Origin of the sequence: Bradyrhizobium sp. 604_D8_N2_3, from assembly GCF_051810765.1 — a bacterium.
Classification (GTDB): Bacteria; Pseudomonadota; Alphaproteobacteria; order Rhizobiales; family Xanthobacteraceae; genus Bradyrhizobium; species Bradyrhizobium barranii.
The window spans coordinates 73,161-96,946 of sequence record NZ_JBPWPM010000002.1 but is presented as its reverse complement, the minus strand read 5'-3'; the positions used below and the strand labels follow the sequence as shown (position 1 = coordinate 96,946).

Below are 23,786 nucleotides of genomic sequence, written 5' to 3'. Positions count from 1 at the left end.
CAAATGGCGCTCCAGCAGACAGCGTCGGCACTGCGCGCTCGCCGGATCTCGACATCTTCTCGCAAGCGCTGGCCGCAACTTAAAGCGGTCTTAGGAGAGCACAACGAGCCGAGAGCTAATTGTTCTCAGGCCGACGCCCGTTGAGCATAGGTCTGGAAGATCGCCAGCTAGACGTTTGTTGGTTGGAGTTGCTACCTGAAATCATCGTCCACATCGCAGAGCGTGCGATTGATCTCAGTTCATGCGGGACTCCAAAATGCGCGGGTTTGGAACGCCACATCACAAAGCCTGTTGTCGGTTCAGAAATGACCGTTGTGGTCGCAGCCCCATATTCTTGGAGCGTCAGATGAGCAAACGCAAACCGGCACCAGCGTCAAAGCGCGCCCGCAATCCGAAAATGACCGCGCGGGCCCAACGGAACACGCAGGCCATTGCTAGAAGCCCGAAAGAGACTTTTCTTCGCTCTGTTGCGGCAGTCTCGATTGAACCGCCTCTTAAGCTTCATGATGATCCTAGACACGAGGCTCCTTTCATTGAGTCTCGGGTGGATGCCTTGCCAGAGGACCTCAGTCAGAGAATGATTGATAGCGATCCAATGAAAGGCTTTGCGGAAGCCACGGCAAACATGCAGGCGTACCAAGCAAAGCTTCTTGAGATAGCCCAGGCCAACGTGCAATTTGCTTTTGATTTCGGCCTGAGACTTGCGATGATCAGGTCACCAACTGAACTTTTCGCCGTCATTACGGAGATTACAAGCAGACGGGTCGATATGTTCGGGCAGCATTCGAAAGAATTGGCGGCGTATCCGTTTTGGCGCATCAAGCCGCCCCGAGAGCTCACGGCTCTGGCCGGACGATAACTGCAAGCGGTACCCGCTGCGGCAAAGGATGGACGCAAACGCGGATCACGCACGCGCCGATCACGTTGCGCGGCTCACAACGAGGGAGCGGAATCAGCAGCCCTTAGCGGGCTCGGTGCCGCCAATGCGAGGGACCCACGATCAGGAATGTAGGTTGACACCATGTCCACAACTGAAGCCGTTCTGCTGATCGTTTTTGCGGGGCTTGTCGTTCTGATCTTCGGCAACATCGCGTTTCAGGTGACAGCGGAGCGAAAGAATCCGCCTATCGGCGTCATTACCGATTGCGACGGAGTGCGCCTTCACTATATCGAACGGGGCGATGCCGCCGCGCCTTGCGTGGTCCTGTTTCACGGGAACGGCACCATGATTCAGGATCTCGTCCTAAGCGGTTTGGTCGACCGTCTGGCCCACAACTATCGCGTCGTTTGCTTCGACCGGCCAGGGTTTGGCTACAGCGACCGTCCGCGCACGCGCATCTGGACGCCCACAACGCAAGCTGCCTTGTTCGCGAAGGCTCTTGATCAGCTTGGGGTGCGCAATCCCGTGGTGCTCGGCCACTCCTGGGGAACGCTGGTGGCGATCGCGCTGGCGCTGCGAAGCGGTTATGCCGTGAGTGGGCTGGTGCTTGTGTCCGGCTATTATTTTCCAACCGCTCGGACGGACTTTTGGCTCATGTCAGCTCCGGCGCTGCCGCTGCTCGGCGATCTGATGCGCTACACTATCTCGCCGATCATATCGTGGGCCATTATGCCGAAGCTGATGCGCACCTTGTTCGCGCCGCGTGCCATTCCGCCGGAATTCAAGAATGAATTTCCGATCTCGTTGGCTCTCCGGCCCAAGCAGTTGAGGGCGGCCGCCGAGGAGAGCGCGTTCCTTATTCCAGCTGCTGCGCAGCTGCAGCTTCAATACCGGGGCATCCGGTGTCCGGTTAGGATCGTGCATGGAAAGGCTGACCGGCTCATCGAGGCCGACCAGTCGCGCCGCCTCCACGCGGTGTTGCCCCGCTCCCTGCTTCATCTGGTCGAGGATGCCGGTCACATGGTTACCTATGCAGATACGCCGGGAATAGCGGATGCCGTAGCGGCGCTGGCGCTCCCCTCACCGGTGCGGACCGCATAGGCTTTCTTGCTGCAATGCGGGCGTCCGAAAGGGCCCGAGACATGCCGGTCCGGTCTGACGATGTCCGTTATCCGGTCAGACCAGAAGTCGCCCGCTCAGGGACAAACCGACGCGATTGACCGTGCGCCCCGAGGGCGCGAACTATCAGTAAGGGAGGGTCTCACCCGGATAATGTCGATTGGTCCGGAAGCTGGCAGGCGGCTCGGTCGGGTAACTGGCTGGGTCGGAGCCCTGCGACAAAGGCGGCCTTGGGCCGCTGAGCGATCCGATGGGCCGTAACAAAGTGAAGCCTGAGCAGGCCTCGAAAGTTCTAATGCGGATGCCGACCCTCCGGTCATTTGGGGAAGGCCGCACGTGTGGGGAAGCAATTGACACGCGCACCCACGCGATCCGCCGGGGTAGTGGGCACGGCACGTCGGAAGGGTAGTTCGCAGTTACAGGGGGAGATCCGTCGCGGACGAGGGTAGCGGCCTCAACATCGCATCAGGCGGTGGTCACGGTGGGAGTCGGACAGGGCAGTAGGAGCGTTGATGCCGGGTAATGCCGGTGGAGCAAAGGGCCCCGACTTCTGGTGCGCTTTTGAAGATGGTGAGGTGACCTGACAACGCCTGATAAGATCCGGAGCCTTCAGAGAAAGCTCTACTGTAAAGCGAAGGCGGAGCCCACCTTTCGCTTCTATCTGCTCTACGACAAGATCTGTCGCGACGCATGGTTCATCGCTCGCGAGCCTTCAACCGGTCATCGTCACGGAAGCGGGCCCGAACAGCAAGCATTGTTGCGATTGATCGGAACGCTGGTCGAGGTACCGCCTTTTGTTTAGCAGAACTCAGCAGTTCGCAGGTCATGGCGCTGGCCGACGTGTACGCCTTTAGTGCGGCAAGCGCGCAGCTCGTGGCTGCGAGCGTTCGAACTTTACGAGTCTGAGCGTCAGACCGACATTGGCCGCGCCTTTGTCACACCTCGTGCCTTTGAGGGGGCTTTGCGCGCCGCGCTCTCAGGACATTTTCGCGATCGATCAACCGCTGAAGGTCACTGAAGGTACGAAAGCTGATCTTCCGTAACGACTCGCTCGATCCTCTCGGACTTGCACTTGATGCGGTACCTAACCCGTCCATCGGATTCGATGGGCATATGCTGTACGATGGTGTAAATCATTGGCCGTTCAGTTCCGGATCGTCCTTGTGGGCCTTGGGGTTGGTGGCGGACGTCTTCATTGAGCTTATAAGCATAGGACATGTGTTTACCTTACGGTTGCGGCTGCTCCAGCGGGGCTGGAATGCATCCTGTTGCTTCCGGATCCTGACGCGCTCACGTGCGAACCATTTTTACCTTGGCAGGGCTCTCTAATCCTCGAGTATGGATTTTGTAGCGTCGAATATCTGTTCCGCTGTGCCCTTGATTGTGCCCTTCGCCCACGCCTGAAACACGGCGACGTAGGCGTTCCTGTAAGCCTCTTCATCTGCAGAAAAGTAGACTTCGTCCGTGGCAGTATCCAAGACGAGCGCTCCTTTATCGATGCAGATTTCCTCGACTAAGACCAAGCGCTCTTCCTGCTCTGCCAGATGCCGCTTTACAATGCTCATTTGATCTCCTGCTTTGCGCTAGTCCTACCACGTTTGTTGAATTGCACGGCCGCCCAATGCACACACGAATCGTTTCGTAAAGAGGTTGAACAGGCCGCATCAGGCCGAGGGGGCGAACTGACAACAGGCAAAGCATCCGCGGCAGCGGGGTACTCATGAAGTCTGTAAACATCGCCCGCAGTTTAGATCTTCAAACAGCCTTTGCTGCTCCTTCGCCAGGATAAAACTAGGAGTCAGCCATCCAGCGATCGGGGAAGCGAATACCAACCTCTACGCTCTTGACCTGGCTTAGCGAATCCAAACTGCTTTGTCGGCTCTTCTCTCGGCGACCACGCGCGATGATTTTTAAGCGAAGCCGCCGACGAGCTTGCTTATGCATGGCTTTGACCGGTTCAATCAAAAACCCCGCTCCCAATGATTTGGGAACGGGGCATGACCACAAGCTCTGCCAGTACATCCGTGGCGAAAGCGACAGGTCTGTCGTGCTCTTACTTAAGCAGCAGCACGAAGATTTTCGGCGGCGGACTTGCCCGTACGACGGTCTGCGACGACGTCATAAGACAGCGTCTGACCTTCGCTGAGAGTGCCCATACCGGCGCGTTCGACCGCGCTGATATGAACAAAAACGTCGTTGCTGCCGTTTGTCGGCTGGATAAAGCCGAAGCCCTTTTGGGTATTAAACCACTTCACTGTACCTGTGTTCATCAGATCGTCCTTTCGTAACCGCGCAGGATCTGGCGCGCGGAGTTGCGGCCAGTCCGGTTAGTCGATGTTGGAGAATGTCTGAAACGTGCGCGCCGTCAGGAGTTGAGGCGAAAGCGGAACAGTTGTTCGGCCAGTATCGATATCTGAAACAATACACCAGCAGTTGAGAGACTTCAATAAGAAAGCCAACGGTGCTTTTCAACACGGTTGGTGGATTTGTTCCGAAACTGGTGACTGAATTGCGGGAACGACCTTGGGTGCTCGGAAATAGAGCGGCTCCTCGCCTGCACGACAAAAGGAGTCGGCCGGGGCCGGGGGCTTGAAATGCTTCCGCGAGCTTCACTTTTTGCGCACTTTCCTGCATAGTTCGGCATGGCAAAAGTAAAAGTGAGTTTCAAACCGGTCCGTAACTCTGAAGGCGACTGGGCTATCATCGCCGAGTACCCAGGCGCAGAACCCCGAGAAATTATGGGTTTCACAAGCAAGACAGAAATTGACGATTGGATGAATGGAGAGCGTCGGATCGCATGGCTCCGATCCCAGGGTTACGCGAAGTGACATGATGGCTCCTTCCTCCAACTATCTTTGCAGGGTGATACGGCTCTGATCAATGAGTGCAAGGATCCAGTAATGACCGAACGGAAACGCTCCGCCCAGCAGCAGGTAGCCTTCGAGGCGGACCGCAAGGCGCAAAACCCAAACGGAGCGCGGCAAACGATTGCGGACAGTCAGGCCGATCCAAAGTTTCAGGAAAACCACAGACGTCTCAGAGCGGAGCGGTTAGCGCGAGAGATCGAGGGCAAGGCCGGCAGGTGAGGCTCTTGAAGTTCTATCGGGGATGTTCTTCCCGGTGGTGCGGATTTCAGGAGAGTGCCGCTTCGACGGTGTGAACCTAAGTAGTCGCAAATGGAGAAAGCCCGCTCGTTCCGGTGTCATGTTGAAGAAGTGAAAGCCGGCTTTGTAGGAGCCGTGCACAACGCTTGATGAACGTGTCCTCGATGACCGGCCGGCGGAGCACGCCGTGCGGCGAAGGCAGCTGGAGACGGACCGCGGAAGAAATCTAGTAAGCGAGAGCGAGAATCCTCGTCGGTGCATCGAGCCCCGAGGGTCTCTAGAATGAAAGCCTTTCTACACCGCCTCCTGACGATCAAGTCCGACTTTCCAATCTGGGTACGCTAGGCGACGGCGGTCGCGGCCATTCTGGCCGCCGCCTACCTCTGCTCCATCGGTTGGATCGCCCGACGTCACGCGCGGACACAGAACCCTTTCCAGGGCTCGCGACGTTTGCACAACTGGAGGAAGTGAGGACGTGTAATGAGGGCCAGAACGACATGCGGATACTGATCGTCGACGACCATCCCGTTGTCGTAACGGGCTGCCGGGCCTTGTTCACTTCGGACCCTTCCGTCGAGATCCTGGAAGCTACCGATGCAAAGGACGGCCACCGTGCGTACTTGCAGAAGCATCCCGACGTCACCGTGGTTGACGTGACGCTTCCCGACCTTACCGGCTTCGAATTGACCCGGCGAATCCGCAGGGATGATCCCGCCGCCAAAATAGTCATGTTCACCGTGAGTGAAGATCCAGCGTTCGTGGTGCGCGCTGTGGAGATGGGCATTCAGGGATATGTCTCAAAGAGCGATGATCCCCGTCTCCTGCCAAGGCCATCCGGAAGGTTGCAGCCGGGGAGCGCTTCGTCTCACCGCGTCTGGCTGAAGCGACGACCTTCGCGGGCGCGGCGATCAAGGCCAGTCCTTTGACGCAGATGAACCCACGCGAACTCGAGATCCTGAAGCTTTTGGGTCGCGGCGACCGCATCTCAGAAGTCGCGTCCGAACTCGGCATCTCCTATAAAGCCGTTGCCAACACGACCTCCATGCTGAAGTCCAAGCTCGGCGCTAAAAATCACTCCGACCTCGTCCGGATTGCAGTCGAGATCGATTTGTACCGGTGAAGGGTCGTCGACTGGGATCCTGTTTTTCGGCCGCTTTCGCGCAATAACGACATCGGAGAGAGTTCTACTCATCAGTGCCATCGAGCGGTACGACCTCTGGACGGCTAGGGCGATCCATATGGCGCTATCCGGACGGACTGATTGAACTCATCGTCAGAAACGTCCGCACGAACTCCATTATGATAACTAGGAACCCAATCGGCCGAGCGGAGTTAAATCGCCGCTTCTCAGTTGCGTTGCGAGGCCGAGCGAAGGAAGCCCATGCGTCGCGTTCGACTTGTGATAGCAGATCGACGTCCCATTGTTCTGCAGGGTTTTGCATCGCTGCTCGTAGCGCAGCCCGATTTCGAAGTGGTTGCGTGCTGTCTTGATGGAGTTAGTTGCCTTGCGGCCATTCGGAGCTTGACGCCCGATGTGGTGTTACTGGAGGACGGGTTCACAGATGTAACCGCCTCCGACATCCTCGCCGTCGTGGACGACGAAGGCCTTTCCTCCCGGCTGGTGTTCTTTACTGCTACTGTCGCCTGCGGCGATCTTGCCAGGGCACTGGCGACCGGTGCTTGCGGCGCGATTTCGATGAACGCCCAACCAGAAGCGCTGGTCCAGTCCCTGAGGCTGGAAAAACCGGGGTCCGACTTGGCTAGGGTCGGTAACGAAGCTAATGGGATCGCCTCGTTCGGCAATAACGTTCTGGCGGTTCTGACCGTCAACGAGCGGACGATCATGGATCTCGTCGCCGAAGGTTTGTCGGACAGTGAAATTGCTCGGGTGCTCGGTGTCTCTCTGGAGATCGTCAGGATTCACATCGACCACGCGCGACAGAAGCTCGGAATCAAAAGCCGGACGGAGCTCGCCGCGCTGGCACTGTCGCGCCGTTATGGCGCGATGAGTATCCTGGCAGCTGCGATCTTGGCAGCATTGGACGATTCGCCCGGTCACGCCGCAACCGAAAGTTTCACGGTCATGGCCGAAAACGGGTGTGCGGAGGTCGTCACCATCAAAATCAGCCGCAAGGAAGCAGTATCAGGTGGGACCCTGGCCAGAGGCGCGACCAAGGACCGCGCCGGCGCCGCAACTGGGTCATCGCCGACCGGCAAAATCGTCGATCCCGTGGCCGAGATTGCCGCGAGCCTATTTACGCAGGTAACACTCAACGCGCCGAGGCCGGGTTCGAGCAGCTACAGCATCTTCATGGTTGCAGCTTTCGCCGCCTTGATCTACGAGGTCGATGGTGCCAACCACGCCGTGCAGGCGTTCGATTTCGGCGATGACATCGTCACTTCATCTACCGTAAGCGACGCCAATGGACTGGCATCCGCACTTCCCGGGTTCGCAAATTTCGGCGGCACGGCCGTGTACGATGGGGCGTTCGCATTCGAGTTCGCTCAAGGCGATACAATCGCCACAGGCGGCAGCGAGCTTAATGTCGGCAATGCCCATGCGGAGGGTGGCGGCAGCGACCGAGAAATCACTATTCCCCGAGGTTCCGGGACCGTTGACGTTGTTGCGGCGGCCACGAACGAAGCCTCGCAGCGTGACCCAACGCAGACAGGCCGGGATAACGGGTCCAATCAGGATCGATCGCAATCGGACTTGCGCGCTTCCGACAACAGCTCCGAAACCGCTAAGCGCGAGGCCCCGGGAGACGATTTAAATCACGGCCAATCGCAGAAGGCCCTGCATGAGTCCGACCACAGCTCCGGAGCCGCCAAGGGGCACGCCAAGCATGAGGCCGCGGGAGACGATTTAAATCACGGTCAATCGCAGAAAGCCCTGCATGAGTCTGACGCCGGCTCCGGAGCTGCCAAGGGGCACGCCAAGCATGAGGCCTCGGGAGACGATTTAAATCACGGTCAATCGCAGAAGACCCTACACGAGTCCGACAACAGCTCCGGAGCCGCCAAGGGGCACGCCCAGCATGAGACCGCGGGAGAACATTCGAATCGCGGACAGGCGCACGGCGATTTGCAGGCTTTCGAAGATGGCTCCGCGGCCGGCAAGCAACACGCACAGCATCCACAGGCAGGTGATTTAGATACTGCCAAACCGCAGCGTGATATACCAACGGCGTCCGCAAATTCTGCCAACGATGCACATTCGGCATTGAAGATTGCGACTGCAGGAAAGAGTGGGCCCTCTTCCGGCAGCGCAGATCAGGCCAAATCAGCGGTTGGCACCGAACTTGGCGATTCCTTTCATTTTAAAAATGGCACCGACAATACGTTTTCAGACATGTATGACCTACAGCAACTGAGCCACGGAAATGGAAAAAACCATGGAGATAGTCAGCATGCTGTTGCACGCGAGGGGCCGGAGCCGGTCCAGGATGCTGATGGGATTGATATTTCAGATGCGCACCACGATCACTCAGGGCACGCCAATCTCCATGCGGCTCACGATTTGATTGTGTAGCAATTACTGATCGAATGGGCCGTGCTGCCTTCAGAACAGCAAGATCATCCGTGTCGGCCAAGTCGGCGTTCACCACAGCATTCGAGCATCCCCTCGAGGCGCTCGCGACGCCATCAAGGCGATCCAGGACAAGACCGAGGTATCCAGGGTCGTAGAGGAGCTGCTCGATGGCTGACGGGACCTACAAGCTGAAGGAGTGGCCGTCGCCTCGGGACCTCTCGGCGCTCCCGCGACATCACCCGGCTGCTATATTCCTTGACAAGCTCAGACAACGCCCACTGAATGCGGGCATTAAAGGTCAGACCAGATGGTGAGCGACGGCTTGAACGAGGGAGTGGTAGGCGGCACCAGCGAAGCTGGTGGCACATCGGCTGATAGCGCGGATGCTTCGTCGCGACCCTTCGTTGGTGGAGAGGGCGAAGGCCGCTCATGGCCGCCAGGCCAACCAGTTCGCGCTGGCCTTCGTACGCGAGTGGGAGGACCAAGGACCTCCTTGCGCTACAGCTCGGCGAGCGCGCATCGAACCTCATCAGCCGTGACCGCGAGATGGTGCGGCTCGGCTGCGCAACTGTTCTCCGTTCTATCTTGCTGAGGGCGTGACTTAGGCGACTACGACGCCAGGCTCCGCCTCAGAAGGGCGGCGCGACGCGTCGCCAAGCGAGCATCTGGAGCTTCACCGAAGGACCGGCCGGACGAGGACACAGAGAGCATCAAATGGAAAACCCCGCCGTCCGCCGGCGGGGTTTTTTTGTGTCCTACGAAAGTAGAGGGCGTTTAATTAGGGGCGTTTTATGCTCGTCGCGCGCAGCGCGGAAAGGGCCTCTCCGAGAGCGGGCTTTTCCTAGGTCACCAGCTACGGGTCCCGAAGCTGAAACCGATGCTCGGGCCGCCGTAGTAGTATAGCCGCGGTCGTAGTAACTGGGCCCTCCGTAGTACCCGTAGCTGCGGCGCACGACGTACCCGTCATCGTCGCCGCCGTAATAGCGCTGAACGTAGCGGGGGCCACGGGTCCGATAGCAACGTCCATATTCGTTGCAGACCAAGCGGACCTGGTCGATGGCGGAGGCTTCCGTCGACCCGGCGGCGGTCGGATTGAGCGGCGCGGCGACCGCCGCCGATCCCAGCAGCGCCGCGGCCACGGCGCTGGCGGGCGCTTTTGGTCGATCCTGAGGTGGATGCGAGTTTTTGGATTTGCTTCATGGTGGGAAAGCGCCAGCGGGCAGGGTGGTCGGTAATGAGGCATTAGAACATAACAAGAACAATTGAGTCGAGTCGCAACTCACGGACGCAGCGGGGAAAACCGTCGACGCTGACGGCGTCGCAACCGATGCGCTCGGCCCTCAGAGAATGGCGCGGCCTAATGCCCCCGCGCCGGCGCGCCGAGGTCGATCGGGCGCAACACGGCAGCAGTCGGAATCATCAGCACGGCAATGATCGCGAGCATCCAGAACACGTCGATATAGGCGAGGAAGTCGACCTGCTGCTGCAAGGTCTTCCCCACCCAGGCGATCGCCTGCGCGGCCGCGTCGCTCGGATTCGAGCCCTGGGCCTGGAAGTACCGTGTCATCGCGTCGATGGTCTGCTGATAGCCGAGATCGGACGGCGCGGCATGCTCGATCAGGCGGCTTTGATGGAATTGCTGGCGCTGCGCCAGTACCGTCTGCGCCAGCGCCACGCCCATGGAGCCGCCGATATTGCGAGCAACGTTGATCAGCGCTGACGCCTGGTTGGTCTTGTCAGACGGCACGCCATCAAAAGACGCGGTTGTTACCGGCAGGAACAGGAATGGAAGCCCAATCGCGAGGAAGACGCGTGCCAGCGCCGCGTAGCCATATGTAATGTCGCCGTTCAGCCCGGTCAGATGCCACATCGAGAATGCAACCACCGTGGCGCCGAACATGATGAGATATTTCGGCTGCACCGTGCTGACGAGCCGGCCGACGACCGGCATCAGCATCAAGGTGGCGATGCCGCCGGGCGATAGCGCAAGACCGGCCAGTAGTGCCGTGTAGTTCAGCTCGGTCTGGAGCAGTTGCGGCAGGATCTGTGTGGTCGAGATCAGCACCGCACCGGTGCCGAGCATGACCAGGAAGCAGGCAGCGAATTGCCGCCGGCCGAGCAAGCGGAGATCAATGATAGGCTCTTCGCGTGTCAGCTCCCACGGGATCAGTGCAAGCAGCGACACAGCTGACAGCACAGCGAAGAAAATGATCATATTCGAGCCGAACCAGTCGTTGCGCTGGCCCTCATCGAGCACGTATTCGAGCGAGCCGAGCCCGATCGCGACCAGTGCGAAGCCGATATAGTCGACCTGCACACCCTTGCTCAGCAGCTTCTCCCGCTCCTCCTCCGCGCCCGACGGCTCTTTGACCAGCGTGCCGACCAGGAACAGCGAGAGCAGCCCCATGGGGACGTTGATCAGGAAGACCCAGTGCCAGCTGTAGGTATCGGTGATCCAGCCGCCGAGCGTCGGGCCGATCACCGGCGCGACGACCACAGCGACGCCGTAGATGGCAAACGCCTGTCCGCGCTTCTCCGGCGGGAAGGAGTCGGCGAGGATCGCCTGCTCGCTCGTGGCCATGCCGCCGCCACCCAGACCTTGCAAGATACGGAAGAGCACCAGCGATTGCAGATTCCAGGCGAACCCGCACAGCAGGGAGGAGATCGTGAAGGTTGCGACGCAGATCATGTAGAAGCGCTTGCGGCCGATGACGGTCGACAGCCAGCCCGAGATCGACAGTACGATGGCGTTGGCGACCAGATAGCTGGTGATGACGTAGGTGCTCTCGTCGATGCCGACCGCAAGCCCACCGGCGATGTGGCGCAACGCGACATTGGCAATGGTGGTGTCGAGCACCTCCATGAAGGTCGCGATCGAGACCACGAAGGCGATCAGGTAGGGATTGTGCCCGCCAGCCGCCGAGCGTTCCGGCGACCAGCCACCGGCCGATGCGCCGTCTTGCGTGGTGTCCGTCATCGCACCCGCGTCCAGGGCACGACCGACATGCCGGGACCAACCGGCAGATCGGCCGGCCAATTGTCGACCACGATCTTCACCGGCACGCGCTGCACCACCTTGACGTAGTTACCGGTGGCATTTTCAGCCGGCAGCAGGCTGAAGGCGGTGCCGGAGCCCGGCTGCACGGAATCGACATGGCCGGTCAACTTCTGCCCGGGATAGGCATCGATGCGGATCTCGACCGGCTGGCCTGGCCGCATGTCGGCAAGCTGCGTCTCCTTGTAGTTGGCGACGATCCAGACCTCATCGGGGACGAACATCATCAGGCTCTGTCCGGCGGTCACGAACGTGCCCTTGGCGCCCGAAAGCTTGACGACGCGACCGGACTGCGCGGCAATGAGGCTGGTGTATTGCAGGTTCAGGTTCGCCTGATCGAGGTGCGCCTGTGACTGCTCGAGCTGCGCCTTGGTGCCTTCGAGCTGGGCTTGCAGCGTCTTGATGCCGAGTTGCGCAGCCGTCACCGCGGTCTTGGCGCGCTCGGTGTTGGCTTGCTGGGCTTGGAGATCGGAGCGGGTCTGCTGCTGGCGCTGCACGGTGCCGGCGCCCTTCTCGACCAGATCCTGGGCGCGCGCCGATTCTTCCTGTGAGAACTGAAGTTGGGCCTGCGCTTGCTCGAGCTGCGCCTGGGCCTGCTTGATCTGCTCCTGCTGGGAAACAATCTGCGCCTCGACATTCGCGACGTTGGCCTTGGAGACCTCGACCTGCGCCGCAGCCTGATCGACAGCGATGCGATAATCGCGCTCGTCGATCTTGGCGAGGAGATCGCCGGCATTGACATGCTGGTTGTCCGTGACCGGGATATCGGTCACGTAACCGCCGACCTTCGAGGCCACGGAAAAGCTGCGCGCGGCGACGAAGGCGTCGTCGGTGGATTCATAGCGGCGAACTTCCAGCCAATAGAGCAAACCGCCGACCAGCGCTGCGATCAGCACGATCGCGCCGACGGTCGCGAGCAGCCAGTGCTCGGCGAGCCGCTCGCGCAGAGGCGGGGTCTTGTCCGGCTTGCCGGGCTGTCCCTTGGTCTGGTGCTTGGGGTCGGGCGAATTCGTTGGAGCTTCGGCCCTCTGCGGTTGCTCCGCGGACGGCCCACGCTCCCGGGTTTGAGCATCCACGGTGAACACCTCGACCGCGACTTTTGGCTAGGCAAACGGCTTGGCCATGCGAACGCCGGGAACCCAACCCACAGCCCTGACGCATAGTTCCGGGTCCTGAGAGCACCGCTGTCATCCGTGAATGCATTGCAAAAAAAGCAAGCGCGGCGCTGTTGCTACCGCGCTCCAGAAAATGTGCACACTCTGTTAGTGCGTTTTGGTCTCGTGCCATTTCTCCAGGTCCGGCTTCTTGTCGCTGGACTTCTGCTCCTTCTCCGGATTGCCCTTCCAGGGCTTGTCAGTCTGGGCGTGCGATCCCCAATCGTTCTGCTGCCGGGGATCGTCGTTGGGCTTTTCCTGGCTCATCGGATCTCCTCTCAAGTAAAAGGAACGCCGTAGTAAGCGTTGATACCGCGCGGCGGCGTCATCGCCCCAGTTCCAATCGCTGCGCTCGCTGTATTTCGGCGCACCTTCGAGCGCCTTCGTTCATCAGATGCTCCTGATCAGCCACATGTAAGGACGACCTTGCCCACCGTATGGCCGTGCTCCACAGTCGACAGGGCCTGTGCTGCCTGTTCTAGCGGGAACGTGGCCTGAATGTGCGGTTTGAGCTTGTCGTTTTCGGCGAGCTTCCCGATCTTCGCGAGCTCTTCTCCGTCGGGCTCGACAGTGTATCGCATCGCGGTGACGCCCAGCGATTTCGCGCGGTCCTGCGAGGGCTCCGTCAAGGTCGAGATCAAACGGTCGCCCTTGTTCAAAAGCGCCCAGGAACGCTCGCGTGTCTCGCGGTCGGCCCGGCGTGTAGGGAAGGCGATCCTCCTGCACGGCGGGATATTTGCCAGACCTGATCTTGAAGTCGACCGGATTGACGCTGGCTGCCCGAACGGAAACCAGGATCTGACCGGCGTCGGGACCTGACTGTTCGAGCCGGTCGACGCAGAGCACGTCGTTGCCGCCGAACTGGTGAAATCGAACCTTGATGAGTTTTGCCATACCGGCTGACGCCGAAAGGCGGCGAGCGTTCCTATGGGCCGGAGAAGTCGCGAAGGTGTACAATGCTGAAGGATTTCGGTCGACAGCGAGACCGCCTCCTCCACCACCCGCCTAGGAACCGTGCCCCGAGCCTCGGGTTGGACGGATTGGACCAACTATCGAGAAGCCATCATGACGGAACCGGACGTTCGCAAGGGAATGCCGCCCGTCAAGCTGTCCCGTGAGGAATTCGAGAGCCGTTACAGGAGCCAGTTCGTCGATCCTGCCTTCGCCCCGCTAAAGTGGGAACTCGATGCGATCGTTGGGGCTGCCTGGGATGCCTACAGCCATTCGCGCAAATCGCCAGTAACGCGGAAGGCGGGTGTGGGGTTCGCCGATCCTGACTACGAGCTCGCCGTCGATTGGCTGGCGACGCGTACCGCCATCTTCGAGGCACAGCGCCGGCACGACGACGCTGGCGCGACGCCGCGTATTCTCGTCATCAACGGTTCGGCGCGCAGCGAGCACACCTGTCCGGGCGAGATGTCCAAGACCTGGCGCATGGTCAAGCTCGCCGAGCCCGTCTTCGTCGAGATGGGCTTCGCCGTCGACATCCTGGATCTTTCCCGCCTGACCTCCGAATTCGGCAAGTATATTCATCCCTGCAAGTCGTGCGTCTCTACCGCCATGCCGCTCTGCCACTGGCCGTGCAGCTGCTATCCCAACTATTCGCTCGGCCAGACCAGCGACTGGATGAACGAGATCTATCCGCTCTGGGTGGCAGCCCACGGCATCCTGATCGTGACGCCGGTGAACTGGTACCACGTGCCGGGCGGCCTCAAGGCGATGATGGATCGCCTGGTCTGCGCCGACGGCGGCAACCCGGATCCGACATCGACGCACGGCAAGAAAGCCGCCGAAGCCAAGGCGCTCGAGCTGAAGGGCTGGCCGTATCCGCGTCATCTCGCCGGCCGCCATTTCGGCCTCATCGTTCACGGCGACAGCATCGGCGCCGAGGGCGTGCGCCGAACCCTATCCGACTGGCTGACCGACATGCACCTGATTTCGGCCGGCCGCTTCGGTGAGACGGACGGCTATGTCGGTTACATGGAACAATATGCGACCTCTCACCGGGAGCTGGACGAAGACCACGCGTTTCAGCAGGAGGTGCTGAATACGGCCAAGGCGCTGGGCCGCGCTGTGAAGCTCGCCCGCAACGGTCGGTTCGAGGACCCGGGGGGCCGAACTCTCGGATCCGGATCCGAAATGAGGAGCGACATGCCTGCGGCTCCCGATCGCCGCGGGTTGATCGCGGTCGTCAATTGAGGATGTCGTCGGGTGAGCAAGACGGCGGAAGGATCGTCGAAGACCATCGTCTATGCCGCGCTCGTCTGCAACCTCCTCGTTGCCGTGACCAAGATCGGAGCTGCGATCTGGACCGGAAGCTCGGCGATGATGAGCGAAGCTGTGCACTCGGTCGTCGATACCACTAATGAGGTGCTGCTGCTTTACGGTTACCATCGCGCGAGACGTCCGCCCGATGAATCCCATCCGCTTGGCTACGGGCGCGAGTTGTACTTCTGGAGCTTCATTGTCGCTATGTTGATTTTCGCGCTCGGAGCGGGCGTCTCGCTCTATCAGGGCGTCCTCCACGTCACCGCGCCGGAGCCAATCGAAGATCCCATCGTCAGCTTCATCGTGCTCGGCTTGTCCTTCGTATTCGAGGGTATCTCGTGGCTTTTCGCCTGGCGGCGCTTCCGGTCGGAGACCTTGCGCCTCGGGTGGTACGAGGCCTTCGTCCGCAGCAAGGACCCGCCCGCCTTCATGGTGCTGCTTGAGGACAGCGCGGCGCTGGTCGGCATCGTTATTGCTGTTGTCGCGACCGCAGCTGCGGTGTTGTTCGCCCAGCCGATCTGGGACGGTGTTGGCTCGATCCTGATCGGCATTCTCTTGGGCATCACCTCCATCGGGCTCGCCAGGGAAAGCAAGAGCCTGCTCATCGGCGAACCCGCCATTCTGATCTGACACGATCCATCCTCGACATCGCGCGACGGTCACCCGGCGTGCTCCGGGCCAACGGGCTGCTGACGGTGCAACTGTCGCCGGCCGAGGTCGTCGCGGCGCTGAGCGTCGAGTTCGCGGACGACAAGCGCGCCGATAATATCGAGCAGTGCGTCATCTCGATCGAGACCGAAATACGCAGACAGCATCCGAACGTCGCGGCTCTCTTCATCAAGCCGCAAACGAATGCGCAATATCACGTCGTTCGCGCTAGGCGCCGGGGTACGGGCGCCTGAAACACCTTGGCCAGGAACCAAGCACGCCACGCTGAGTCGACTGAGGTTAATGGCTGTTGCCCTTCCCAACGATCGTCCTGCGAAAAGGCGCCTCGGCGTAGCATTAACGGCACGGGCTCGTGGTGTCTTCCAGGCCCGATGAAGCCTGACGCCTCTGTCCGGGGCGGGAACGCGGCTTTCCTTGATTACAGGCGGCAGATTGTGGGCCAGCAAGGAACCTGATCGCGTGTGCCTAGCATTGAAGTCGCGAAGAGGAGGACTTCACATGAATGGGATCATCTATCTCGTGGGCCTGATCGTAATCGTCATGTTCATCCTGTCGTTGCTCGGTCTTCGGTAAGACGCCATGACCATTGAACCGCTCCGGGATCGAAACCGAAACCCTCCCAGCCGCCGGCCTGACAAGGCGGTTGGGGGTCGCAGTGGCCGCCCATCATTGTCGGAGCCTTCGTCGCGACAGCGTTGTCGCTGATACTGATCTCCTTTGGAACAGCACTCGGCCTAGGCATGGCCTCCGCTGCGCCGACCTGGAGGGATGCCTCTGTTGCCCTATGGCTGTGGTCGGGTGTCTACCTGATCTTCCAATCCCTTATCAGTTTTGGCTGCGGCGGCTATTTTGCCGGGCGCGTCCGGCCACCCTATGCCTCGGCGACCGTCGACATCGAGACACGCGACGGACTGCATGGCGTTGCTGCCTGGGCGCTGGCGGTCTTGATCGGAGCCGTTCTGACCGCGTTGATAGCGGGTGCTGCAAACCGTCCGTCCGCAACTACGCAGCCGCCGCCGGCTACCGAACCATCTGTCCTAAGTTACGAGCTCGACCATCTTTTCCGTGCCCCTCGGCGGCCGCCGAACGTTGATCTGACCAGTGAGCGCGCTGAAGCCGCACGAATTCTGGCAACCGCTTCGAGCCACAGCGGGGTCCTTGCCGAGGATCGCGCTTATCTTGTTCAGCAGGTCACGGCGTTGACCGGGCTGGCAGCGCCGGACGCCGAAAGGCGGGTAGATACAACGTTGGCCAATGCCAAGAGCGCGATCCCAAGGGCTCGTGCGGCGAGCATTATCATTGCCTTCTCGGCGGCTTTGGGGAGGAAAAACGTTTTTACACAGTCTAGACCCAAAGCGGACACGCCCTTCCTTGGGTCGTCCCGTGACCCAAAGCGGGCCCGCGTCAAAATCAAAGCGGTCAGGCGTGCCGTCCACAGCGTCGCGACTAGACAATGGCTGGAAAACGCATGCGGATTATTCCGCGCTCGCTCTTTAAGCTTGGCTTGGTCCACTAAGCAAAGGTCGCCGTGCTACTACTTGATCACACTCGAAGACACCTAGTCTCGCATGATCTGATTGACACGGTGGCGCGCGGAGCCCATCAGCCGCGCCAATAGTTCGATGAAGAACTGCCGCACCATCTGTCTCGGACAGAAGAGGGAAACACCGTTACGGCAATGGCCCGACGATAGCTTGGTCGTGACGTTGGGCGATCGCCGGCAGTTGGTCCATGTGCTCCTCACGCGGTTGCGGTATGCTGTGCAAATCGAGGAAGAACTCCTCGTGGCGGCGTGGCGTGGACACAAGGATATGCCGGGCTTCACCGATGCCGACATTTGTGAAGCCGTGAATGACGCCCCTTGGAATTATCACGCGGGCGCCGGGGCCGACAATTTCGGTCTTATCTGCCGATGAGATACTTTAGTTGCCCCTCGATTACCATAAAGAGCTTGTCTTCGGTCGACGAGATATCAGCAGGCGCGCCGAAACCAGGCTTGATAGTCATGTCGAGGACAGTGAACGGGCTGGGGAAGGGGTTGATGATCTTGGCGGTTATTCCTGCGAATTCCGTCGTTTCAAATTCCGTGGTGACACCAGGTTTCATTTTAGCTCCAAACGTCAGCAAAAGGTAGCAATTGCCTGCCGAGAATTTTGTGGGAGATGTCGACGAATTCGGAACTCCCACATGCTCAGCCAGTGGTTGATCTCGCGGGCTCACGGGTGATGTTCCTGCAGATGCGGGCAACGATCTCGTAAGAGCGGCGGGCAGCAGCGGGGTCGCGGATCAGCGTGACGACCATCAGTTCGTCGGCCAGCGTCTTTCGCACCATTGCCTCGATACCGGATCGCACCGTCTCCGGCGAGCCCACGATAGCATAGGGCAGGTCTTGCTCAGGCGTTGCCGCTGCAGTGGGTGTCGTGACCTTGTCCGTCGCCAATGGCACGCTTGTCTTGCGAAACCACTGCATCAGGATCGGCCGGATCGATGCCAGCAGATCCTGGGCTTGAGTATCGGTCTCCGCAGCAATGATGAAGGCGGAAACCATCGTATAGTCGCGCTGCAGGGTTTTGGAAGCTCGGAAATTCTTGCGATAGGTGTGCAAGGCGACCTGCAGGTCATCGGGCGCAATATGGCTCGCGTAGGAGAACGGCAGGCCAAGCGTTCCGGCCAGCGCCGCCGACGATGTTGACGATCCCAGAAGCCACACTGGAACATCGAGACCTCGCGCAGGGACGTACGCAGCGTCGTCCGCCTGCCGCTCACCGAGCAGCGCCAGAAGCTCGTCGAGGTCGCATTTGAATCGATCGCGCGCATCGGGCGGCTTGCGTAGCATCCGGAATAGTGCTCTCGCGACGCCGGCTGTCGGTCAATCGCTTCAGGTCGTTGGATACTCGGGCTATCTCGGCGAATGGGAGTTGACCGCCACCGTCATGGAAACCACATCCGGCCATACAAAGGAATACACCGGGCCATTAACGATGAAGCACATCGGTGTGTGTACTCAGGATGGTCCGGAAGAAAAGACTGGTGAAATGCGTTTTCAGATATCGGCCTCATCATCCCAATTGAACGCGACAGTCTCGGTTGCCGGCGTCGAATGCACCTACAGTGGGCGGCTGTCAGACTCCTATACGGGCGCCATGAAATGTCCTGATCGTCAGGCGGTTCCCCTCAAGCTGTGGCTGAGATAATCGCCTGTCGAGAAACGCTCACCTTCACTATCTCCGGCAGCTAGGAAGGATGGTACGCTGCGGCCTCGTTGATCTCCTGGGGCGTCATGGCTCGCGCGATGTTCCGCATAAGCTGGCTGATTTCTTGCGGCGCTCGCTCGAGGCGCGTAGTTGCGCCTTCACGTGGCCTCCGATTGTCCCTCCAGCTTACCCGCCTTATTTGTCGAGGCTGCCGTGTCACGCAGGGCGCGATGCCCCGCTGCGGTGCGCCGTAGGCGTAGTAGGCCGCGAGATCGGCGATTGGTCCGTCAGGTTGACCGTGACATCGCGGCGTTGGTGAGGGCTCCCGAGCGGAAGTCGAGCAGCTCCTTGTAGATCAGGCTGGCGTACTGGCTTCGACGACTCCGCGCGGCTGATGCCCGTCGGACCGTGGCAGATGGCGCAGGCTGCGCGAGCGTGGCTCCGCGCCGAAGCATTCCTCGCTCGGCTTAGCCAACATAGTCGACGCCGGTTCAGGAGATGGTGTGCCGTTGGCGTCCGATTTCGAGCCGGTAATCCGCCGATGCTCTAAGCTATCTTGGCGTCGGGCCACGCAATTCGGGAGGCTCGATATGGCCTTCAACAACGCGGGCATCCAGGCGCCGCCGAGCGATGCGGCGGACGAGACCGCGGAGAACTTCGATCGGGTGAACGGAATAAACCTTCGCGGAGTCTGGGCTTGTATGAAGCACGAATTGCAACAGATGCGGACGCAGGGAAGAGGAGCCATCGTGAATTGCTCGTCGCTCGGAGGTCTCGTCGGATTACCAAGCCGCGCCGCCTATCACGCCTCCAAGCACGGCGTCATCGGACTGACGCGGAGTGCGGTGATGGAGTACGCGCCACGCGGCATCCGGATCAACGCGATCTGCCCCGGCACGATCAACACACCGATAGTCTCGGACATGCTGGCGGAGCAGGCCGACGCAATGAAAGAAATCATGCGCGACCAGCCGATCGGACGGCTTGGCGAATCCGATGAGATCGCAGCCGCCGTTCTCTGGCTGTGCAGTCCCGGCGCCAGCTTCGTCCTCGGCGTCGCGCTACCGGTGGACGGCGGGTTTACTGCCCATTGAACACCACGTCGGCTTGCTGAGCGACGACATGGACCTTCCGCTGGCGCGGCGGGCCGGCTTGCCTGGTTGTCGTCTTTCTCGTCGGTCACGCCGCTGACCCGGCGGGGTCTTCCTTCATGCCGCGGGCGACGATCCGCAGCGTCCCGTCCGGAAGCGGGCGCTGCAGCTTCAGCGCCTCGTCAGCGGGCGCGGTCATCCAGGTCTCGACTTCCGCAGTCCTGCGCGCTCGCGCCGAGGAGAGTTTCGAGCGCCCTGTTCGCGTAGCAGATGCGCTGGTCGCCGCGGAAATGTTTCGAGACGACGATGGCGATCGGGATGTAGTCGAGGAAGCGTTTGAATTCCTCCGTTTCGATCGCCTTCGAAAGCTCGGCCGAGTCGAACAGATCGTTGATCTGTTGGGCGGTTTCGGACGGCTCCGGACCAGGTTGCTCGGATGACATCGTCGGCCCTTTCTTCAAGCTTCGTGGCCCGGCAGGACCGACCGTCTCCCGGCCAGCCTTTACCCCGCGGTCCGACGGGGAAGAGGCAATGATGGCACATGCAAGTGCCTCGGTCCCCTCCGGATTAGTGAGACGTCCGCCCGGCCCGATTGGCATGCTGCTCGGGCGATGAGGCAGACCAGGCTGACCGACGGGCCTAGTCCTCGCCGATGCCTCGGTCCGAGCGGCCAGAACGTGTCGCGTGCCCTGCTCGTCGGTTGCGCCGAAAGGACCGATGTCCGCCCGAGCGGGGTTTGTTCCCGTCCCCGTGCGGCCGAGGCGATTTTTACCGGCCGCGGCGCCTGCTGCGCCATGGGAACTCGCCGCTGGCGCGGCGCGTTGGCCAAGGGTAATTCCTTTCGCCGTCGGGGGCCGTCAAATCACGTCGAGCAACTGACGCCGGCCTTTTGGTCGCGTTCGTCTGGAGCATTGGTTCGGTCGGGTCAGTCCGTCCGGGCGCTGCATCCGCAGGTGTCAGGAGCATCTATGATCGAAGTCGACGACCTTGCGAGCCGACCGGGTCAAATCTCGGCGGCACAGTGGCGCCAGATCGTCAACGGGGCGACCGAGACGGCCATCATCAGCACGGACGGCGAAGGCATCGTCACCAGTTGGAACAGCGGGGCAGCCCGCATTCTGGGCTGAAGCGAACCCGAGATGCTCGGCAAGTCTCTGGCCCGCATCTTCGCCGACGGGGACGGACAGGCGAGGCTTAGCCAGGAGATCGACGATGCGGCTGCCCGCGGCAGGGGCGGCGGCGAGGAAGGATGGCGCCTCCGCAAGGACGGGAGCCGCTTCTGGGCGGTCGGCGAACTGACCCCCATCCGCGAGGGCGGAGAGATCGTCGGCTTCGTCAAGATCCTGCGCGACCGCACGGTCCAGCGGGAGACCGAGGACATCATCCGCGAGGAGCGGCACGCGCTCGAAGTGCTCAATCGCGCCGGATCCGCTCTTGCGGTCGAGACCGATCTCGAGCGCCTGGTGCAGATCGTCACCGACGCGGGCGTCGAGCTGAGCGGCGCCGAGTTCGGAGCGTTCTTCTACAACCGCACCAACGACGCTGGCAAGAGCTACATGCTCTACACGCTTTCGGGCGCTCCGCTGGAGGCCTTCTCGAAATTCCCGATGCCGCGAAACACCGGAGTATTCGCGCCGACGTTCAACGGCGAAGGCATCGTCCGTTCCGACGACATCACCAAAGATCGTCGTTACGGCAACAACCCGCCGCATCGAGGCATGCCCGAAGGCCACCTGCCGGTGCGCAGCTATCTCGCCGTTCCCGTGATCTCTCGGACCGGCGGCGTGATCGGAGGATTGTTTTTCGGCCATGCCAAGGCGGGCGTGTTTTCGGAGCGATCGGAGCGGGGCCTCTCGGGTCTTGCGGCCGAAGCTGCGGTGGGGATCGACAATGTCCGCCTGTCGCAGGCCTCCCAGCGCGAGATCGCGGAACGCAAGCGCGCCCAGGAGGCGCTGGTCGAGTTAAATGCCACGCTGGAAAAGCAGGTGCTTGAGCGCACCGAACAGCTCAAGCGCAACGAGGAGGCGCTGCGGCAGTCCCAGAAGATGGAAGCCGTGGGGCAGTTGACGGGAGGCATCGCCCACGACTTCAACAACCTCCTGCAGGTGATCATCGGAAATCTCGACACCCTGCAGCGCAATCTTGGCCCCGAGTCTCCTCGCCTGCAGCGCGCCGCACGTCACGCGATGAACGGCGCGCAGCGGGCCGCCTCGCTCACTCAGCGCCTGCTGGCGTTCTCGCGCCGTCAGGCGCTCGATCCCAAACCGGTCGACGTCAACGTTCTGGTCAACGGCCTTTCCGAAATGATCCATCGCACTCTCGGCGAGACCATCGCGGTGGAGACGGTCCTCGGCGCCGGTCTGTGGCGGGTGGAGGCCGATCCGAACGAGCTCGAGGCCGCCATCCTCAATCTCGCCGTCAACGCTCGGGATGCGATGCCGAACGGGGGAAGGCTGACGCTCGAGACCGGGAACGCCCACATCGACGAGGCCTACGTGGCTGCCCACAGCGAGGTGGTGGCCGGGCAATACGTCGTGATCTCGGTCAGCGACGCGGGCGTCGGCATGGACCCGCAGACCGTGGCGCAGGCGTTCGAGCCCTTCTTCACGACGAAACCCGTAGGCAAGGGCACGGGACTCGGACTGAGCCAGGTCTATGGCTTCGTCAAGCAGTCGGGCGGGCACGTGAAGATCTATTCGGAGGTCGGGCAGGGTACCACGGTCAAGATCTATCTTCCCCGGCTGGCAGGTGAGGCATCGCATGACGCCGCACCTGAAGAGATGCTCAATCCGGAGGCCGGCCAGGAAGAGACCGTTCTGGTCGTCGAGGACGACGAGGAAGTCAGAGCCTACTCGGTCGAAAGCCTGCGCGAGCTCGGCTACCGTGTGCTTGAGGCCCACGACGGACCGGCGGCACTGCGGGCGCTGGATCGCCAGCCCCGAGTAGAGCTACTGTTTACGGACGTGGTCCTGCCGGGCGGCATGACTGGCGCACAGCTCGCAGCTCAGGCCAGAGCCGTTCGGCCTTCCTTGAAGGTTCTGTTCACCACCGGATACGCCCGCAACTCGTCATCCATCACGGTCGCCTCGACAAAGGCGTGCAGCTGATCGTCAAGCCCTTCAGCTTCAACGAGTTGGCCGCCAAGGTCCGCGACGTGCTGGACCAGGTCGAAGAATAGGGCGAGTTGAGAGCCATTTGGTCCCATTTGGAAGGCCAAGTTGTTCTGGGGACCGGTGTGCCCTTGCCGCGACATCAGCGACGTCGCCACCGGAACCCGCCATCCGTAACCGGCCGGTCGGAACAATTTCCCGGCAAAGCCTTTGACTCGTTGGACCACCGCCCGCCGTTTGAGAGTACGGCGCCTGTAGCGGATAGCCAAAGGCGTAATGCCCGCTGTTCAATAACATGCGCTCGCGCGGATAGCCAAAGGCGGTGGTCCCGTTCCGCGCGGTGAGAGAACCAGCTTGAAGAAGCCGGCGAAAACCCGCGAGGAACTGGAGTCTGCCATCAGGCTGGAGATGGAAGACATCAGCGACTGGCCGACGGACCTGGCGATCTCGGTCGTGCCGCACGAAGATTCCTGGAAAGTCGAGATCATGAGGGACGGGCCGCAGCGGGACGCGGATCGTTGCGAGATGATCGAAGCAATAGCCGACAGGCTGCGCATCCAGTTCGATCTAAAAGCCTGACTACCGATCCCGGCCCTCATCGACACCTTTG

The 23,786-nt window shown here is 60.9% G+C and carries 19 protein-coding genes and 5 pseudogenes; 12 read left to right on the top strand and 12 right to left on the bottom strand.

The genetic code is table 11. The features are described 5' to 3' along the window. Nucleotides 1-346 precede the first annotated feature (346 nt). Entirely contained in the window at nt 347-859 is a 513-nt protein-coding gene (locus AB7245_RS45220; protein WP_439035826.1) for a phasin family protein, read from the top strand. Nucleotides 860-1,021: 162 nt separating this feature from the next. Next, nucleotides 1,022-1,981 (top strand): alpha/beta fold hydrolase, encoded by a 960-nt coding sequence (locus tag AB7245_RS45215; protein WP_439035825.1) that lies wholly within the window; start codon nt 1,022-1,024, stop codon nt 1,979-1,981. Between the two features lie 1,343 nt (nt 1,982-3,324). On the opposite strand, the gene AB7245_RS45210 is transcribed toward AB7245_RS45215, so the two are convergent. From AB7245_RS45210 to AB7245_RS45200, 3 genes are all read right to left on the bottom strand, one after another. Then, nucleotides 3,325-3,564, bottom strand: coding sequence for a hypothetical protein (locus AB7245_RS45210; protein ID WP_028154345.1), 240 nt, complete (start codon nt 3,562-3,564; stop codon nt 3,325-3,327). Between the two features lie 492 nt (nt 3,565-4,056). Further along, nucleotides 4,057-4,269, bottom strand: a complete 213-nt coding sequence (locus AB7245_RS45205) for a cold-shock protein (RefSeq protein WP_028154346.1) — start codon at nt 4,267-4,269, stop codon at nt 4,057-4,059. 579 nt (nt 4,270-4,848) lie between these two features. Next, nucleotides 4,849-5,028, bottom strand: a complete 180-nt coding sequence (locus tag AB7245_RS45200; protein WP_028154347.1) for a hypothetical protein — start codon at nt 5,026-5,028, stop codon at nt 4,849-4,851. 572 nt (nt 5,029-5,600) lie between these two features. On the opposite strand from AB7245_RS45200, the pseudogene AB7245_RS45195 reads away from it, so the two are divergent. Both AB7245_RS45195 and AB7245_RS45190 read left to right on the top strand, forming a co-directional pair. Further along, nucleotides 5,601-6,223, top strand: a pseudogene (locus tag AB7245_RS45195) (response regulator transcription factor). Between the two features lie 402 nt (nt 6,224-6,625). Beyond that, nucleotides 6,626-8,635, top strand: coding sequence for a LuxR C-terminal-related transcriptional regulator (locus AB7245_RS45190; protein WP_231145695.1), 2,010 nt, complete (start codon nt 6,626-6,628; stop codon nt 8,633-8,635). Nucleotides 8,636-9,481: 846 nt separating this feature from the next. Here AB7245_RS45190 and AB7245_RS45185 read toward each other — a convergent pair. The 5 genes and pseudogenes from AB7245_RS45185 to AB7245_RS45165 all read right to left on the bottom strand — a co-directional run bounded on the left by AB7245_RS45185 (nt 9,482) and on the right by AB7245_RS45165 (nt 13,503). After that, nucleotides 9,482-9,774: pseudogene (locus AB7245_RS45185) on the bottom strand (hypothetical protein). Between the two features lie 218 nt (nt 9,775-9,992). After that, nucleotides 9,993-11,612 carry a DHA2 family efflux MFS transporter permease subunit gene (locus AB7245_RS45180; RefSeq protein ID WP_439035824.1) on the bottom strand — a complete coding sequence of 540 codons (1,620 nt, stop codon included), beginning with the start codon at nt 11,610-11,612 and terminating at the stop codon, nt 9,993-9,995. Beyond that, the gene (locus AB7245_RS45175) at nt 11,609-12,766 is read right to left on the bottom strand and encodes an HlyD family secretion protein (RefSeq protein ID WP_231145697.1); all 1,158 of its coding nucleotides are present in this window, start codon (nt 12,764-12,766) and stop codon (nt 11,609-11,611) included. The genes AB7245_RS45180 and AB7245_RS45175 overlap by 4 nt, the downstream gene beginning before the upstream one ends. A gap of 186 nt (nt 12,767-12,952) precedes the next feature. After that, on the bottom strand, nt 12,953-13,111 hold the full coding sequence (locus tag AB7245_RS45170) for a hypothetical protein (protein ID WP_201266113.1): 159 nt from the start codon (nt 13,109-13,111) through the stop codon (nt 12,953-12,955). Between the two features lie 137 nt (nt 13,112-13,248). Next, complete coding sequence (locus AB7245_RS45165; RefSeq protein ID WP_231145698.1) at nt 13,249-13,503, bottom strand: zinc-binding dehydrogenase; 255 nt, start codon at nt 13,501-13,503, stop codon at nt 13,249-13,251. A gap of 406 nt (nt 13,504-13,909) precedes the next feature. Here AB7245_RS45165 and AB7245_RS45160 point away from each other — a divergent pair, with 406 nt between their 5' ends. From AB7245_RS45160 to AB7245_RS45145, 4 genes and pseudogenes are all read left to right on the top strand, one after another. Next, a complete protein-coding gene (locus tag AB7245_RS45160) occupies nt 13,910-15,043 on the top strand; it encodes a flavodoxin family protein (RefSeq protein ID WP_439035823.1) in 1,134 nt (377 codons plus the stop codon). A gap of 12 nt (nt 15,044-15,055) precedes the next feature. Continuing rightward, nucleotides 15,056-16,014 (top strand): annotated as a pseudogene (locus tag AB7245_RS45155) (cation diffusion facilitator family transporter). Nucleotides 16,015-16,521: 507 nt separating this feature from the next. Then, nucleotides 16,522-17,343: a hypothetical protein gene (locus AB7245_RS45150; RefSeq protein ID WP_439035982.1), complete on the top strand. Its 822-nt coding sequence runs from the start codon at nt 16,522-16,524 to the stop codon at nt 17,341-17,343. Between the two features lie 132 nt (nt 17,344-17,475). Then, nucleotides 17,476-17,697: a hypothetical protein gene (locus AB7245_RS45145; protein ID WP_231145700.1), complete on the top strand. Its 222-nt coding sequence runs from the start codon at nt 17,476-17,478 to the stop codon at nt 17,695-17,697. Here the strand turns inward: AB7245_RS45145 and AB7245_RS45140 are convergent. Further along, on the bottom strand, nt 17,684-17,887 hold the full coding sequence (locus AB7245_RS45140) for a hypothetical protein (RefSeq protein ID WP_201266103.1): 204 nt from the start codon (nt 17,885-17,887) through the stop codon (nt 17,684-17,686). The genes AB7245_RS45145 and AB7245_RS45140 overlap by 14 nt on opposite strands. Nucleotides 17,888-17,972: 85 nt before the next feature. Continuing rightward, on the bottom strand, nt 17,973-18,617 hold the full coding sequence (locus AB7245_RS45135) for an LLM class flavin-dependent oxidoreductase (RefSeq protein WP_085398619.1): 645 nt from the start codon (nt 18,615-18,617) through the stop codon (nt 17,973-17,975). 82 nt (nt 18,618-18,699) lie between these two features. On the opposite strand from AB7245_RS45135, the gene AB7245_RS45130 reads away from it, so the two are divergent. After that, nucleotides 18,700-18,975, top strand: a complete 276-nt coding sequence (locus AB7245_RS45130; protein ID WP_144030593.1) for a hypothetical protein — start codon at nt 18,700-18,702, stop codon at nt 18,973-18,975. 533 nt (nt 18,976-19,508) lie between these two features. Further along, nucleotides 19,509-20,069 carry an SDR family oxidoreductase gene (locus AB7245_RS45125; protein WP_439035981.1) on the top strand — a complete coding sequence of 187 codons (561 nt, stop codon included), beginning with the start codon at nt 19,509-19,511 and terminating at the stop codon, nt 20,067-20,069. A gap of 85 nt (nt 20,070-20,154) precedes the next feature. On the opposite strand, the pseudogene AB7245_RS45120 reads toward AB7245_RS45125, so the two are convergent. Next, nucleotides 20,155-20,280: pseudogene (locus tag AB7245_RS45120) on the bottom strand (SOS response-associated peptidase); the annotation flags it as partial. Further along, nucleotides 20,249-20,509 (bottom strand): PAS domain-containing protein, encoded by a 261-nt coding sequence (locus tag AB7245_RS45115; RefSeq protein WP_231145702.1) that lies wholly within the window; start codon nt 20,507-20,509, stop codon nt 20,249-20,251. The pseudogene AB7245_RS45120 and the gene AB7245_RS45115, both read right to left, overlap by 32 nt. A 525-nt stretch (nt 20,510-21,034) precedes the next feature. Here AB7245_RS45115 and AB7245_RS45110 point away from each other — a divergent pair. Further along, nucleotides 21,035-23,244: pseudogene (locus tag AB7245_RS45110) on the top strand (ATP-binding protein). 286 nt (nt 23,245-23,530) lie between these two features. Next, nucleotides 23,531-23,755 (top strand): hypothetical protein, encoded by a 225-nt coding sequence (locus tag AB7245_RS45105; protein WP_212479737.1) that lies wholly within the window; start codon nt 23,531-23,533, stop codon nt 23,753-23,755. Nucleotides 23,756-23,786 lie beyond the last annotated feature (31 nt).

Excerpts from the sequence above, each read along its gene's own strand:
- AB7245_RS45215 (WP_439035825.1), top strand. The coding sequence starts at position 1,022 with ATGTCCACAACTGAAGCCGTTCTGCTGATCGTTTTTGCGGGGCTTGTC.
- AB7245_RS45135 (WP_085398619.1), bottom strand. The coding sequence starts at position 18,617 with ATGCTACGCAAGCCGCCCGATGCGCGCGATCGATTCAAATGCGACCTC.
- AB7245_RS45210 (WP_028154345.1), bottom strand. The coding sequence starts at position 3,564 with ATGAGCATTGTAAAGCGGCATCTGGCAGAGCAGGAAGAGCGCTTGGTC.
- AB7245_RS45150 (WP_439035982.1), top strand. The coding sequence starts at position 16,522 with ATGGCCTCCGCTGCGCCGACCTGGAGGGATGCCTCTGTTGCCCTATGG.
- AB7245_RS45140 (WP_201266103.1), bottom strand. The coding sequence starts at position 17,887 with ATGAAACCTGGTGTCACCACGGAATTTGAAACGACGGAATTCGCAGGA.
- AB7245_RS45170 (WP_201266113.1), bottom strand. The coding sequence starts at position 13,111 with ATGAGCCAGGAAAAGCCCAACGACGATCCCCGGCAGCAGAACGATTGG.
- AB7245_RS45220 (WP_439035826.1), top strand. The coding sequence starts at position 347 with ATGAGCAAACGCAAACCGGCACCAGCGTCAAAGCGCGCCCGCAATCCG.
- AB7245_RS45115 (WP_231145702.1), bottom strand. The coding sequence starts at position 20,509 with ATGTCATCCGAGCAACCTGGTCCGGAGCCGTCCGAAACCGCCCAACAG.
- AB7245_RS45160 (WP_439035823.1), top strand. The coding sequence starts at position 13,910 with ATGACGGAACCGGACGTTCGCAAGGGAATGCCGCCCGTCAAGCTGTCC.
- AB7245_RS45205 (WP_028154346.1), bottom strand. The coding sequence starts at position 4,269 with ATGAACACAGGTACAGTGAAGTGGTTTAATACCCAAAAGGGCTTCGGC.
- AB7245_RS45180 (WP_439035824.1), bottom strand. The coding sequence starts at position 11,612 with ATGACGGACACCACGCAAGACGGCGCATCGGCCGGTGGCTGGTCGCCG.